This is a genomic window from uncultured Xanthomarina sp., from assembly GCF_963971605.1.
GTDB classification, from domain to species: Bacteria; Bacteroidota; Bacteroidia; order Flavobacteriales; family Flavobacteriaceae; genus Xanthomarina; species Xanthomarina gelatinilytica.
In genome coordinates, this window is record NZ_CAXATZ010000008.1 from 26164 (window position 1) to 40946 (window position 14783).

Below are 14783 nucleotides of genomic sequence, written 5' to 3' on the forward strand. Positions count from 1 at the left end.
TCGTATTATTTTTTCTTTTCTAATAAGGCCATGTAAAATCCATCATAACCCGTTTTGTGGGACAAGATGCTTTTGTCTTTTACAAAGGTAAAATCTTTTCCCATTTCAGATGTTAAAAAAGTCTCCACTTGCTTTTTGTTTTCTGAAGGAAGGATAGAACAAGTAGCATAAACCATTTGTCCTGCAGGTTTTACCATTCTGGAGTATTGTTGTAATATTTCTTGTTGTGTTTTTTTTATGTTTTCCAGAAACTCTGGTTGCAGTTTCCATTTGGCATCTGGATTTCTGCGTAAAATACCAAGTCCGGAGCAAGGTGCATCTATAAGTACGCGATCTGCTTTATCGTATAGTTTTTTTATAACTTTAGTGGAATCTATATGTCTTGGTTCTATGTTGTGAGCTCCATTGCGTTTGGCTCTACGTTTTAATTCCTTTAATTTGTTATCGTAGATGTCCATGGCTATAATTTGCCCTTTGTTTTCCATAAGTGACGCCAAGTGCAATGCTTTGCCACCAGCTCCTGCACAAGCATCTACCACGCGCATACCTGGTTGCACATTCAGGAATTCGGCCACTAATTGTGAGGAAGCATCCTGGACTTCAAAAAGGCCATTTTGGAAAGCTTCTGTAGTAAAGACATTGGCACGTTCCTTAAGTTTTAGTGCATGGGGATAGTCTTTAATAAATTCGGTTTCAATATCTAAATCAAATAATTCGGATTGTAGTTTTTCTTTGGTTGTTTTAAGGGTATTGACTCTTAAAATAACGTCAGCTTGTTCGTTTAAAGCTGCAATTTCTTTGGTCCAAACGGCTTTGCCTAGCTCTTTTTCGCCAAGTTCATCTAACCAATCTGGAATGGACTCCTTGTATTTTCTAATTTTGGAGAGTTCGTCGAAACGTCCTTTTATTTTACGGGTTGGCGTGTTTTCAAAATATTTCCAATCAGGAAGTTTAATGCCTCTTAAGGTGGCCCAAACTGCAAAAATACGCCACAGGTTGTCTCTGTCGAATGGTTCCTTCACTTCAGCAATTTCAGCGTATAAGCGTTTCCATCTTACTATGTCGTAAGTGGTTTCGGCTACAAAAGCGCGATCTCTTGCTCCCCAACGTTTGTCACGTTTTAATAGTTGTTGTATAACTTTATCTGCATATTTGTCTTCATTGAAGATTAGGGTCAATCCATCAATAACGGCAAAGCATAAATTTCTGTGTAATCTCATTTCAATTTTATAAGCTTGCAAAGTTACGTTAAAAGAGATGAATTTTCGAATGTTTTTATTATTTAGATGAATAGGCTTATCTTTCCTGAAAAATTTTTAAGATGAGGAGCATTATTTGTTTGGTTTTGATTTGTGGTTCTATGGTTTCCTGTAAAGATGAAGCGACTTTTATCCCAAGGGATTTTAATACTGTAGAAATAGAAACCATATTGGAGGATTCTTTGCTAAGTATTCGAGCCATAGACATTTTAAATGATGGCAGTTTGACATTTGCAGCCAATAATGGTGCCTATGGACTTTATGATCCAAAGAAAGAAAGTTGGCAAATTTCAAAGCAGGTTTATGATACTTTACAACTGGAATTTAGATCTGTTGCGCATACCACTTCTGATTTTTTTATGTTAAGTGTGGGAAATCCAGCCATGTTGTTTAAAACTGGAGATCAAGGGACTATGGAATTGGTTTATTTTGAAGAGCATCCAAAGGTTTTTTATGATTCTATGATTTTTTGGAACGATCAGGAAGGTATTGCCATTGGAGATACTACAGAGGATTGTTTAAGCATCATAATTACAAGGGATGGAGGGAACACATGGCATAAGCTTTCTTGCGATGTGTTGCCAAAAGCTAAGGAAGCTGAAGGTGCGTTTGCAGCCAGCAACACCAACATTGCAGTTAAAGGCAATAATACTTGGATTGCCACAACAGCTGGAAGGGTTTATTTTTCTGAAGACAAAGGTGAGTCTTGGAGCGTTGTACAAACACCTGTTATTAATACCAAAGAAACTGAGGGCATTTATTCCATGGCTTTTTATGACAACAATAATGGATTTGCCATTGGTGGAGATTATACCAATCCGGAGAGCAATACATCCAATAAAATTATCACCAAAGATGGAGGAAACACCTGGACGCTTATAGCTTCTGGAAAAGAACCAGGTTATAGAAGTTGCGTACAGTATGTTCCAAATGGAAACGGAAAAGAATTGGTGACTGTAGGCTTTAAGGGCATAGATTACAGTAAGGATGGAGGTGATTCATGGAAAAGCATAAGTAAGGAAGGGTTTTACACGCTTCGGTTTTTAAACGATAGTGTGGCCTATGCTGCTGGCCAAAATCGCATAAGTAAATTAATGTTTAAATAAAAAAAGAAGCCATTGGCTTCTTTTTTGTTTAATGTCCTTCCTTCCTGTCAGAATGATGTCGTTTTCTATATTCCTCAAACATTTTTTTGTTGAAATCGTCTTCAGCTTTTTTTAACTGAACAATTTTTTTTGCAGAAATAACTTTTTGTAAATCAATAATCAAACTGTTGTATATCTCGTTTCTTCTATTGTTTAAAGCCTTCATGCCTTCCAACATGTCTTTTGCTTGCGCTTCGGTCAAGCTTTCTATATCCACTTTTTTTCTGCTTTCATGTGCCTCTTTTTTAAGGGCTCTTTTCTCTTCTTCAAAATTATTGTAAATAGGCCAAAATTTTTCGGCTTCGGCTTTGGTTAAATTCAATTGTTCTGTTATGTAAGCAGTTTTAAGGGCTTTTATTTTTTCGTGTTTGTCCTGGGCATGCAGGTTTATGGCCAAACTAACAAAGACTATTAAAAGAATTGATTTTTTCATATCCAATATGTTGTTATTCAGAAATAAAATCATCTAAATCTGATGTGTTGTATAAATAATTTTCTAAAGATGCATCGCTAATGGATTCTTCTAAAATAAAAGAGGAAATATCTATATCTTCTATAATTTCAGTTTCCAAATCCATGTTTTCAAACTCTTGATTGGACACATAATTTTCTAAAACTTCGGTTTCTATAGTTTCAAAACTAAGGTTCTTGTTAAAGAGGTTCAAATTAAAAAGCAATATTACAGCTGCAGCTATACTGCTTATGGTTATCATGTTTCTTTTTGAGAACAACGTGATGACTTTGCTTTCTTGTTTTTCTGAAACTTGACTGATAATTTTGTCTTCAAGGGTTTCAAAATAATTTACAGGAGTTTTAAAACTTGTTTTGTTTATTTTTTCGTCCAGTTGAATTTGAGACCACAGGGTATCTTCCAAATTTGTAAAATAATCTGGAGGGGTTTTAAACCCTGTTTTTTTAATGGTATGTATCTTTTTCTTTTTCATTTTAACAGTTAGACTGTTTTTTGTTGTAAAAGTTTAATTGTTAGTTAAATAGTCTTCCAGTTTTTTTATGGCAATGTGGTAAGATGCTTTCAAGGCGCCTTCACTGGTATCCAATATTTGTGCCATGTCTTTATATTTTATATCCTGAAAATATTTCATGTTAAAAACCAATTGCTGTTTTTCCGGCAAGGTGGCAATGGCGAGCTGCAATTTGTATTGTATGTCGTTTCCTTCAAAATACACATCAGCTTTTAGGTTGTCTATGGCCAATTGTTTTATGTCTTCGTTGGACATTTGTAATTGTTTAGCCCTTTGTTTTATAAAGGTCAAGGACTCGTTGGTGGCAATTCTGTACATCCAAGAAAAAAGTTTGCTATCTCCTTTAAAGTTATGAATATTTTTATAGATTTTTATAAAAGTGTTTTGAAGTACATCGTCTGTGTCGTCATGAGATTTAACTATATGACGAATATGCCAATACAAGCGTTCTTTATAAAGAGTGATGAGTTCTTTAAAAGCACTGTCTTTATGCTGGTTGGATTGAAGCTGTTCTAATAATTTAGATTCGTCTGTCACCTGATAATTTTAATATTAGACCTTACAAAGTAATGAAAGTTTAATTTTAAAATTTATCAAAAAGTTAAATTATTGTTAATCAAAAGGTTAATTTGTTAAACATCGATAAACGGCATCATTACTACGATGAAAAACATTTTTTATTTGTTTTCTTAAAATTTTTGTATTATGTTTACATCAATCAACCTACTTAATTGTTAGTTTCTCCCCAAGTCTAACAATAGCAAAAAAGGACAATATGAAAGTATTGTCCTTTTTTATTTTGTTTAAACCACTTAGCCCTAATATTTTTATGTTTGTTATATTTTTATGAATGGTTTTTTAACAAGAAATTTTAGCATCTAGATTCTAGAGCTGTTTTATGTGCTGTTTTAATAACGAAATTGTACAAGATCAAATTGTAATTTTTTTAAGTTAAGGTTCGCAATCTCTTTGAATTGCCTTAACTTAATGAAATTATTGCTCAAAACTCTGCATTTCTACCAGTTTTTTGTACATGCCATTTTTTGCCAATAATTCATGGTGGGCTCCTTGTTCTACAATTTCCCCTTTTTGCATCACTATAATTTCGTCGGCATTTTGTATGGTGGATAATCTATGGGCAATAACAATAGAGGTTCTGTTCTTCATCATGTTCTCTAAAGCTATTTGAACCAAACGCTCACTTTCAGTATCCAGGGCAGAAGTGGCTTCGTCCAGAATCATGATAGGAGGGTTTTTTAATACAGCTCTTGCTATGCTTAAACGCTGTTTTTGGCCTCCAGAAAAATTATTTCCTGCATCTCCAACATTGGTTTCTATGCCGTTTGGTAAGTCTTTTACAAACTCCCAGGCATTGGCAATTTTTAAAGCCTCCATAATCTCTTCGTCGGTAGCATCTGGTTTTCCAATCAGGATGTTATTTTTTATGGTATCGTTAAAAAGTATGGAGTCTTGCGTGACCAATCCCATAAGGTTCCTTAGAGAATTTTTTGTTACATTTTTAATATCTGTTCCATCTATGGTTATGCTACCCTCATTAATGTCGTAAAACCTGGTGACCAAGTTTGCTATGGTACTTTTTCCACTTCCCGATTGGCCAACAAGAGCTACGGTTTTTCCTTTAGGGACTTTTAGGCTAAAGTTTTTCAAAACCAACTCGTTATCGTACTTAAAAGAGATGTTGTTAACAGATAATTCATTTTGGAAGTCTTGAAGAACAGTGGCATTTGGCAAATCGGACATGGTATCTTGCTCATGTAAAATTTCAAACACGCGATCTGCTGCTGCAATACCGTTTTTAACCCTGTAAGATGCTTTGCTTATGGCTTTAGCAGGTGTTAAAATGGCATATGCCAATCCCATGAATGCTAAAAAATCTGTACCTTCAATTACTTTTTCAACAAGTACCAATTGACCACCATACCATAATAATACTGCAATGGTAGTGATGCCCAAAACTTCGCTAACAGGTCCAGCAAGATTGTTTTTCAATCCAATTTTATTTGATAATTTAAGAATTTTATTGGCAGAATTGGTAAAGTTGTTTTTAAAAATGGTCTCTGCATTATAACTTTTTACAATCTTTAGCCCTGTTAAGGATTCTTCAACAATGGAGATTAATTTTCCAGATTCTTGCTGTGCTTTTAAAGAATTGCTTTTTAGGCTTTTTCCCAATCTTGAAATTAAAAGCCCAGCAACTGGAATAAAAAGCAATACAAAAAGCGTTAGTTTCCAACTGAAGGTAAACATGAAAATTAAAGAGAAGATAATGGTTGCAGGTTCCCTAACTATAAGTTCCAAAACAATAAAAAAGGAGTTTTGCATTTCGTTGATATCACCCAAAATTCTGGCCATGACATCTCCTTTTTGTCTTTTTGAATAAAAACTTAAGGGAAGTTCTATAATTTTTTTGTACATATCTTTTCTCAGGTTGTTCAAGACACCATTTTTGAGATACATCATGTGTTGCATGGATAAATAACCGAATAAATTTTTAAGAAGAAAGGTTGAAATAACCAATGAAATAACAATCACCAAAGCCATTTGTGCATTGCCGTTTTCCAAATAATTGCTCACTTTATAATTTAAAAGCTGCTCGCCATAGGTTTTAATGCCTTTAATGCCATTCCAAACCGGAGCTTCCCTAACTACAGCTGTTTTATCGAATAAAACATTTAACATGGGAATAAGCGAAATAAATGCAAGTGCACTAAACAAAGCATATAATAAATTAAAAAAGACATTTAAAAAAACGTGTTTTTTAAAGGTTTTGATAAAAGGCCAAAGTTGATTTATTATTTTCTTCATTTAAATAAGGTGCATATCCTTAATGATAGCGTTGATCTTGGTTTCCAATTGTTGTTCCTTAGCTTCAAAATCAGACACAGAGTCCAATGTGGTGTTAACGCTAATATAGAATTTGATTTTTGGTTCTGTTCCACTAGGTCTTAAAGCTATTTGGCTCCCATCTTCAGTATAATAAATCAACACGTTAGATTTTGGTACAGAAATAGGTGCTTCTTTTCCGGAAATTGGGTTTAAGGCAATGGAACTTTGATAGTCTTCTATTTTAATGACTTTGGAATTATTTATTACCGAAAGTGGTTTGTTCCTGAAGTCAATCATCATTTGTTTGATTTCCTGGGCACCTTCAATTCCTTTTTTAGTGATGGATATCAATCGTTCTTTATAAAAACCATGAGTTACATACAATTGGATCAATTCTTGGTACATGGAACTGCCTTTGGCTTTTGCCTGAGCTGCAATTTCGCAGGCAAGTAAAGTTGAGGTTACAGCATCTTTATCCCTTACAAAATCACCAACCATAAATCCAAAACTTTCTTCGCCTCCACCAATAAAATCAAGTTCAGGGAAGTCTTTGATCATTTTGGCAATCCATTTAAATCCTGTCAAGCCTATTTTACATTCCACATTGTATGCCTTTGCCAACACGTTCATCATGGGTGTGGAAACAATGGTGGAGCCAATAAATTCCTTTCCTTTAATTTTTCCTTCTGTTTGCCATTGTTTTAACAAGAAATCCGTCATCAGTAACATGGCTTGGTTTCCATTCAGTAAGGTCATTTTTCCATTAAAATCCCTAACAGCAACACCAATTCTGTCACTATCTGGATCTGTACCAATTACCAAGTCTCCTTGTACTTTGTCTGCCAATTCCAGAGCCATTTTTAAAGCTTCGGGTTCTTCTGGGTTTGGAGATTCAACCGTAGGGAAATCGCCATTTGGTTCAGCTTGTTCTTCAACTATATGGAGGTTTTTGTATCCAGCTTGTTTTAGGGTATCTGGTATGATGGTAATGGAAGTGCCATGTAAAGAAGTAAATACAATATTTAACTGGTCTTTAGCTTGTTGCTCTGTATTAAAACTTCCGTTTTTTATGGATGCCTTTATAAATACATCGTCAACTTCTTTTCCAACAACTTGAATTAAAGCCTTGTTGGCTTCAAATTTAATTTCAGAATAATCCAAGTTGTTTATTTCGGTTATTATTTCGGCATCTTGAGGTGGTACCAATTGGCCTCCATCTTGCCAATATACTTTGTAACCATTGTATTCAGGCGGATTGTGAGATGCTGTAAGTACAATACCACAATGGCAACCTAAATGTTTTAAAGCGAATGAGAGTTCTGGTGTTGGACGTAAATCCTCAAAAATATAGACCTGAATGTTGTTGGCTGAAAACACATTGGCAACAATATTTGCAAGGGTTTTACTGTTGTGTCTGCAATCGAAGGCAATGGCCACTTTAAGGGGTTCATTAGGAAACGATTTGTGTAGGTAATTGCTAAGCCCTTGTGTGTTTTTCCCTAAAGTATATTTGTTTATCCTGTTGGTGCCAATGCCCATAATGCCACGCATACCTCCAGTACCAAATTCTAAGTTTTTATAGAAGCTTTCTTTAAGCAATTTTGGGTTGGTGGCTATTAAGTTTTTTATGTAGTCTTGCGTGTCGTTATCAAAAGTTGGTGTTAGCCAAGTGTTTACTCTTTCTAATAATTCAGGTTCCATGTAAATCATATTCAAAAAAAAATGTCATGCAAAAATAAGGATTTCAAAAAAGATAATGGGGCAATACAAATTAAAAAATCCGGAACGCTTAAATATTTAATTCATCTTTAATTAAATAGCGTTTTTTTTCCTGCTTGGTCCTAAGAATGATTTCCCCTAAAAAACCAGCTACAAAAAATTGTGTACCTATAATCATGGTCACTAAGGCAATATAAAACTGAGGACGTTGAGTTATTAATCTGCCATAAGGATTTAGGTACAGCTTATCAATTCCGAGATAGATGGCGAAAGCAAAACCAATAGCAAACATTAAAACTCCCAAGGCTCCAAATAGGTGCATGGGTCTTCTACCAAAGCGCGATAAAAACCAAATGGTGATTAAATCCAGAAAACCATGAATAAACCTATCCATGCCAAATTTGGTCACACCATACTTTCTTGCCTGATGTTGCACCACTTTTTCTCCAATGTTGGTAAAACCTGCATTCTTTGCCAAAACGGGAATGTATCTGTGCATTTCACCATTAACATCAATATTTTTTACCACATTTTTGTGATAAGATTTTAAACCACAATTAAAATCGTGAAGTTTGACCCCAGAGGTTTTCCTTGCTGCATAATTAAAAAGCTTGGAAGGTAGGTTTTTAGAAATCACAGAGTCGTAGCGTTTCTTTTTCCAACCGGAAACCATATCGTACTTATCGTTAACTATCATGTGGTACAGCTCTGGAATTTCTTCAGGATTGTCCTGAAGGTCTGCATCCATGGTAATGACAACATCTCCTTGTGCTTTATCAAAGCCAGCATGTAAAGCTTGCGATTTTCCAAAATTCTTTAAAAACCGAATGCCTTTAACATGGCTGTCTTTTTCTGCCAATTGTTGTATGGTAGCCCAGGAATTATCTGTGCTGCCATCGTCTATGAATATGATTTCATAAGAAAAACCATTGGATTGCATGACGTTTGCAATCCAATGGTATAATTCGTTTAAAGATTCTTGTTCGTTAAGTAGTGGTATGACTACTGATATATTCATATAAAAAATGTCGAGATTGAAAGCTCAAAAATAATGAATTTAATTAAGCTTCTGGGTTATCTTTCTTCACTACCAAGGCTACAATAAGACCAACCACGCTAAACCCAATAAGTTGGAAAGCTATAGACTGCAGTACTTTAGATAAAGCAAACATATTGTCTTCTTTCTCCATTTGTTCTACAACTTGGGCAATGGCATCTTCAGGAGCGTTAAAACCACGCATCATTTCTACTTGAGAATCCAATATTTTTTCCTGTAAGAGCGTAGCCGCTTCAGGGTCAATAACGTTAAAAACAATATAACTAACCAAAGCGCTAATAACAATTCCAATGGCTACAGTTATAAAATAGGATGAAAAGGCACCTTTAAAATTAATAAAACCACCCAATAATTTTTTTGAGCTCATGGAAGAAATAATTCCAAAAACTATAACCAAAATCATTAATCCAATACCATACCACCATTTTGTAAATAAGTCTAGGTTTACAGCATAAGCAATAACAGTTAGTAAGGATAAAGCGCCTCCTAAATAAAGGCCATAGTTAATTCCATTAGATTTAATTGAAGTTTCCATATTAGTTGTAAGTTTATTATTTTATAGTTAGTTAGTAAACAAATATAGTAAAACGTTACAGCTAATTTTCTAAAAACAATAAATCTTCAAAAAATAAAATTAAAAGTATTGTTCATTTACAAAAAATTCTTAAATTTGCACCTCAAAATTTGTGAAAGAAATTAAAGCTTTAAGCGATGAAAAAAGATATACATCCAGAAAATTATAGAATAGTAGCCTTTAAAGATATGTCTAACGACGATGTGTTTTTAACAAAATCTACTGCGAAAACCAACGAAACCATTGAAGTTGATGGTGTTGAATACCCATTGGTAAAAATGGAAATTTCTAGAACATCTCATCCTTTCTACACAGGAAAATCTAAATTGGTGGATACTGCTGGACGTATCGATAAATTTAAAAACAAATACGCTAAGTTTAAAAAATAAACCTAGTCTCAATATATTTTAAAAGCCTTAAGATTTATCTCTAAGGCTTTTTTTGTTTTCTATTTTTACGTTACTTTTGAATGGAATCAGCTAGATTTATTTCCATAATCTTAATTTTATCTTCTCATGAACTATATTCTTTTTGATGGTCCTTCGCGCAATAATTTATTGCCTTTTACCTTTACTCGTCCAGTTGCAGATATTAGAATTGGTATTTTAACCATTAGGGAAAAATGGGAGGCATATTTGGATTTTACAACTACAACGGTAACCGAAGATTATCTTTCAGACAAATTCCCTATGGTGGAAATGGATGAAAACATCATGATCAATGCGTCTTTTTTGCCCAACCAGACCTTGGCAGAAATGGTTAAAAACCTAGAAGCCAATCAGGCCATTTTCAATAATGAGGATGTTATAGCTTTTTATACCAAAGATACGCAAGACGATATTGACTTTGATGCGTACGAAGCCATAGAATATGTTGACGATGTTTTAAAAATAGAACATACTTGGGATATTTTCTCAAAAAATGGCGAAGCCATCCAGGAAGATTTTGAACTGCTCACCAAAGGCAGGCAATCTCAACCCATTCCAGAAATGACAGTCGCTTTTAACAGATCTGATATTTTTATAGAAGAAGGTGCCAAATTGCCTTTGTGCTCCCTTAATGCCGAAAATGGCCCAATTTACATTGGTAAGAATGCCGAAATCATGGAAGGCAGCATGATACGAGGGCCTTTTGCTTTATGCGAAGGAGCGACGGTTAAAATGTCTGCTAAGATTTATGGTCCTACAACGGTTGGACCTTTTAGTAAAGTAGGAGGAGAGATCAATAATTCGGTGATTTTTGGCTATTCCAACAAAGGTCACGATGGGTTTTTGGGAAATTCGGTTTTGGGAGAATGGTGCAATCTTGGAGCAGACACCAATAATTCCAATTTAAAAAACAATTATGCAGAAGTAAGGCTTTGGGATTATCAAACCGAGAGTTTTGCTAAAACAGGCTTGCAGTTTTGTGGTTTAATGATGGGAGATCACAGCAAATGTGGCATCAATACCATGTTCAATACTGGAACCGTAGTTGGTGTAAGTGCCAATATTTTTGGGAGTGGGTTTCCAAGAAATTTTGTTCCAAGTTTTTCATGGGGAGGAAGTTCCGGTTTCACAACCTATTTAACCAAAAAAGCTTTTGAGGTGGCCAAAGTGGTTATGTCCAGAAGGGATATAGAGTTCACAGAGGTCGATGCAGCTATTCTGGAGCATGTTTTTGAAGACACTAAAAAGTTTAGACGGAACAACCATAAAGTTATTGATTAAACTGTTTTTAGGGGTTTGGTATATCCATAGGCTCCAATTATTGGTAATTTGCAGAAAAAAAACGCATTTTATCGAGAGTTTAATTACTTTTGTCGGCAATTACATTTTCATAGTTTTATATGTTTAGCCTTAAATTTAAGAACCTTACGCAGTTTACATTCATATATTTTTTGGTGCTTGCTATAGATATTCTAGTAAAACTTTATGGACCTATTGAATATAGGTATTTTTCCAAACCCTTTTTAATTCCTCTTTTGCTGTTATATTATTATCATAACAAAGAAACCCATAATAAAAGAGGGCAATTATGGGTGTTTTTGGCGTTGACCTCCTTTTTAATTGGTGATATTTTAATCATTAACCATCTCAATCAGGTTTCATTAGCTGCGAGTTTGCTTTTTTTTACGCTCGGAAAGTTGTTTTTTAGTCTTAAATTCATCCATAAAGAAGATTTTAATGTTGTTAGGTTAATTCCTTTTTCAATACTTCTGTTTGCTTATATTTTTCTCTTGGTTGGTTTTGTGTATCAAGATTTAAACGTGTTTTTTTCAGCAGCCATATTTAGTTTCTTTTTTACCTTGGTGATATTTCAATTCGCCTTTTTAAGAAAGGGTGTATATTCTTCAAGAAGTTATTATTATGTATTTTTTGGGGTTCTGTTATTTTTGGTTAGTGAGAGCATCATGGCCATAAAGACCTTTAAACAAAACATACCATATCAGGACTTTTTAATTATGCTGGCTTATGGTAGTTCCATATATCTTATAACTATGGGAATTGTATTTGAGAAAGATGCAGTGGGAGACAATGAAAAGGTAACTTAATTTTTCTTTACATATTTTAAATCCAATAAATTTATGGGGTTGATTCCCAAGCCTTCTACGTTTTTTCGTGTAAACCTAACTACTTCATCATAAAATAAGGGCACTATAGGAGTTTTGCTCATAACCAAACTATCCATTTTTGTATAAAGATTTTCTCTTTTTAATGTGTTGGTTTCAGTAAATGCCTGTTCATACCACAAATCAAATTGTTCATTTTTAAAATGGGTATAATTTGGCCCATTTGGAGCAAAATTCTTGCTGTAATATAGGGATAGGTAATTTTCAGCATCTGGATAATCGGCAACCCAACTGGCTCGAAACAAATCTAATTTTCCATTGGCTTTGGCATCTTTTAAAGTGGCAGCAGGAATGACATCTATATGCACGATTAAACCGGATTTTTGTAATTCCCTTTGTATGAATTCACAAAAGCTTAAATAATTACTGGTTGTTGTAATGGTGATTTCTGGATTTTTAATGCCTGTTTCTGCTTTGAATTGTTCAATAAGTTGTTTGGATGTTTCCGGTTGATATGTAAATCCTATGGACTCGTTAAAACCTGGCAAACCCTTTGGTATGAAGCCTCCATAGGCAGGAATTCCAATCCCATTTCTTAAATATATCATCATTTTTTTTCTGTCAAAACCCAAATTAACAGCTTTTCTTAAAAGTGCAGATTGAATTTCCGGAACGTTGGAGTCCATGTAAAAAGCTAAATACTCTGTGTTTAAATAAGGGCCTCTAAGCATGTTCACCTTGTTGGCATATTGTTCTCTAAGTTCTCCTTTTGCAGTTAGTATTTCGTCTTTATAAGATGCATCCAAACCAGATACATAATCTAAATTCCCTTGGGCAAATTGTAAAAACTCACTTTGTTTGTCTGGCAAAAACGTAATGGCTACAGCTTCTAAATAAGGTAATTTTTGTCCTGTTTCATCGGTTTCAAAGTAATGGTTGTTTTTTCTGAACACCAATTTGATGTTTTCTTCCCAACGCTTAAATTTAAAAGGGCCAGTTCCAATAGGATGCGATCGGAATTCACTTTTGTAATGCGATACAATTTCTTTTGGGACTACGGAACAGTATTTCATGGTTAACAATCCTAAAAAAGCAGGAAAAGGTTGTTTTAGGGTAATTTGAAATAACGTATCGTTAATGGCATGGAATGATTCCACTTTATTGAGGACCCAACTTCCAGGAGATGCAATTTGTTTATCCAACAATCGATTAAAACTATATTCAAAATCACTGGCCTTGACCGTTCTGGTAGCGTTTTTCCCAAACAAATCATGCTTATGAAAAAAAACATCGTTTCTAAGTGAAAAAGTATAAGTAAGTGCATCCTGGGAGATTTGCCATTGTTTGGCAATACAGGGCTGCACATTTAAATGCTCATCCATTTGAACCAAACCATTAAACAATTGGTTTACGGCCCAAATATCTGCATTGTCTTTGGCAAAAGCAGGATCTAAAGAGCCTATGTTTTTATGTTCGTTGTAGCGAAATACGTTAGTTGAAAGGTTTTCTTTACTGTTACAGGCAAAAAAAAGTAAGAAAAGTATGAGTATAAATTTCATTTATAAATTTAAAAGGCTATATTTATTTTTAAATTCAAACTCTAAAATTATGAAAAAAAATTACATTCTATTTTTATTAACTGTTTTATTTGCTTGGGTAGGTCATGCCCAAACAACTTTAACACAATCTGTAGATCCGGTTAACGTAACAGATGGAGGTGTGGCCTGTTGGTCTTCTGGAACTGGAGAATATCGTGAAAACTCCTTTTTTAGAGCTTACAACTTGGCAGATTTTTCAATTGTGGACGACTTTCAAGTAAGTTCTGTGCAATATGGGCAAGGAACTGCTGATGATGGCAAGGTTATTACAGTAAACCTTTATACTGCAACTTCAGACAACCTAACCTCTGCAACATTAACACTTGTAGCGACAGCTACCCATTCTTCAAGTTCAGCAGATGATTTATCTTTGGTAACCGTGCCAATTGCAGCAACCATTCCTGCTGGTTCCACCATTGCTTTTGAAGTTATGGCAGGAGACAGTGGCACAAATACTGGAGAAACATTTTTTCCAGGAATCAATGCTGCTGGAGAAAATGATGATAGTTATTTAAAAGCTACTGGCTGTGGTATCACTGTACCAACGACAGCAACAACTATTGGTTTTCCAGACAACCAATACGTTATGAATGTGGTTGGAAACATTCTTGGAATAGAAGAGTATAGCTTAAATAACATATCCATATTTCCAAACCCAGTTCAAAATGAGCTAAACATTCAATTGCACAATTCCATTACGGTAAAACAAGTGAATGTTTATTCAATAACTGGACAAGTGGTTTTAAAAGCTCAAAACACAAGAAAATTAGATGTTTCTGATTTATCTCCTGGCGTTTATTTAATGAAAATTGAAACAGATAGAGGAGATGTAACCAGAAAAATAATTAAAAACTAGACCCATATATAATACATGTTTCTAAAAAAAAGAGCGCTTTAACTGTTTAAAGCGCTCTTTTTCATTAATTTTGCAACCCTCTTTCTATTCAAGAGGATGATTTTTAATTATTTTTAATATCCAGACATGATGTTATTAGCATGTCATGTCATAAAAAAAATCCAAAGGGTTTCTATTTTTAAGGAAACGTGTAT

At 34.3% G+C, this 14783-nt stretch carries 14 protein-coding genes; 5 read left to right on the forward strand and 9 right to left on the reverse strand.

What is annotated here, in order from left to right; genetic code table 11:
- Nucleotides 1–5: 5 nt before the first annotated feature.
- Nucleotides 6–1220: a methyltransferase domain-containing protein gene (locus tag AACY93_RS04850; RefSeq protein WP_286853263.1), complete on the reverse strand. Its 1215-nt coding sequence runs from the start codon at nucleotides 1218–1220 to the stop codon at nucleotides 6–8.
- Between the two features lie 101 nt (nucleotides 1221–1321).
- Here AACY93_RS04850 and AACY93_RS04855 point away from each other — a divergent pair, with 101 nt between their 5' ends.
- Nucleotides 1322–2365: an oxidoreductase gene (locus AACY93_RS04855; protein WP_286853262.1), complete on the forward strand. Its 1044-nt coding sequence runs from the start codon at nucleotides 1322–1324 to the stop codon at nucleotides 2363–2365.
- A gap of 28 nt (nucleotides 2366–2393) precedes the next feature.
- Here AACY93_RS04855 and AACY93_RS04860 read toward each other — a convergent pair whose 3' ends face one another.
- From AACY93_RS04860 to AACY93_RS04890, 7 genes are all read right to left on the reverse strand, one after another.
- Nucleotides 2394–2837, reverse strand: coding sequence for a Spy/CpxP family protein refolding chaperone (locus AACY93_RS04860; RefSeq protein ID WP_286853261.1), 444 nt, complete (start codon nucleotides 2835–2837; stop codon nucleotides 2394–2396).
- A gap of 13 nt (nucleotides 2838–2850) precedes the next feature.
- Nucleotides 2851–3348, reverse strand: a complete 498-nt coding sequence (locus AACY93_RS04865; protein WP_286853260.1) for a hypothetical protein — start codon at nucleotides 3346–3348, stop codon at nucleotides 2851–2853.
- Between the two features lie 33 nt (nucleotides 3349–3381).
- Complete coding sequence (locus tag AACY93_RS04870) at nucleotides 3382–3924, reverse strand: RNA polymerase sigma factor (RefSeq protein ID WP_286853259.1); 543 nt, start codon at nucleotides 3922–3924, stop codon at nucleotides 3382–3384.
- A gap of 456 nt (nucleotides 3925–4380) precedes the next feature.
- A complete protein-coding gene (locus AACY93_RS04875; RefSeq protein WP_286853258.1) occupies nucleotides 4381–6213 on the reverse strand; it encodes an ABC transporter ATP-binding protein in 1833 nt (610 codons plus the stop codon).
- Nucleotides 6214–7944, reverse strand: a complete 1731-nt coding sequence (locus tag AACY93_RS04880; protein WP_286853257.1) for a phospho-sugar mutase — start codon at nucleotides 7942–7944, stop codon at nucleotides 6214–6216.
- 79 nt (nucleotides 7945–8023) lie between these two features.
- Nucleotides 8024–8971 carry a glycosyltransferase family 2 protein gene (locus AACY93_RS04885; RefSeq protein ID WP_286853256.1) on the reverse strand — a complete coding sequence of 316 codons (948 nt, stop codon included), beginning with the start codon at nucleotides 8969–8971 and terminating at the stop codon, nucleotides 8024–8026.
- A gap of 43 nt (nucleotides 8972–9014) precedes the next feature.
- Nucleotides 9015–9545: a DUF4199 domain-containing protein gene (locus tag AACY93_RS04890; RefSeq protein WP_007649858.1), complete on the reverse strand. Its 531-nt coding sequence runs from the start codon at nucleotides 9543–9545 to the stop codon at nucleotides 9015–9017.
- Nucleotides 9546–9721: 176 nt separating this feature from the next.
- Here AACY93_RS04890 and AACY93_RS04895 point away from each other — a divergent pair, with 176 nt between their 5' ends.
- The 3 genes from AACY93_RS04895 (at nucleotide 9722) to AACY93_RS04905 (ending at nucleotide 12117) form a co-directional block, all read left to right on the forward strand.
- Nucleotides 9722–9973 (forward strand): type B 50S ribosomal protein L31, encoded by a 252-nt coding sequence (locus tag AACY93_RS04895; protein WP_007649859.1) that lies wholly within the window; start codon nucleotides 9722–9724, stop codon nucleotides 9971–9973.
- Nucleotides 9974–10099: 126 nt separating this feature from the next.
- A complete protein-coding gene (locus AACY93_RS04900) occupies nucleotides 10100–11293 on the forward strand; it encodes a GlmU family protein (protein WP_286853255.1) in 1194 nt (397 codons plus the stop codon).
- 119 nt (nucleotides 11294–11412) lie between these two features.
- A complete protein-coding gene (locus AACY93_RS04905) occupies nucleotides 11413–12117 on the forward strand; it encodes a lysoplasmalogenase family protein (RefSeq protein ID WP_286853254.1) in 705 nt (234 codons plus the stop codon).
- Here AACY93_RS04905 and AACY93_RS04910 read toward each other — a convergent pair.
- Nucleotides 12114–13694, reverse strand: a complete 1581-nt coding sequence (locus AACY93_RS04910; protein WP_286853253.1) for an ABC transporter substrate-binding protein — start codon at nucleotides 13692–13694, stop codon at nucleotides 12114–12116. The genes AACY93_RS04905 and AACY93_RS04910 overlap by 4 nt on opposite strands.
- A gap of 49 nt (nucleotides 13695–13743) precedes the next feature.
- On the opposite strand from AACY93_RS04910, the gene AACY93_RS04915 reads away from it, so the two are divergent.
- Nucleotides 13744–14589 carry a T9SS type A sorting domain-containing protein gene (locus AACY93_RS04915; RefSeq protein WP_286853252.1) on the forward strand — a complete coding sequence of 282 codons (846 nt, stop codon included), beginning with the start codon at nucleotides 13744–13746 and terminating at the stop codon, nucleotides 14587–14589.
- The last annotated feature ends 194 nt before the right edge of the window (nucleotides 14590–14783 follow it).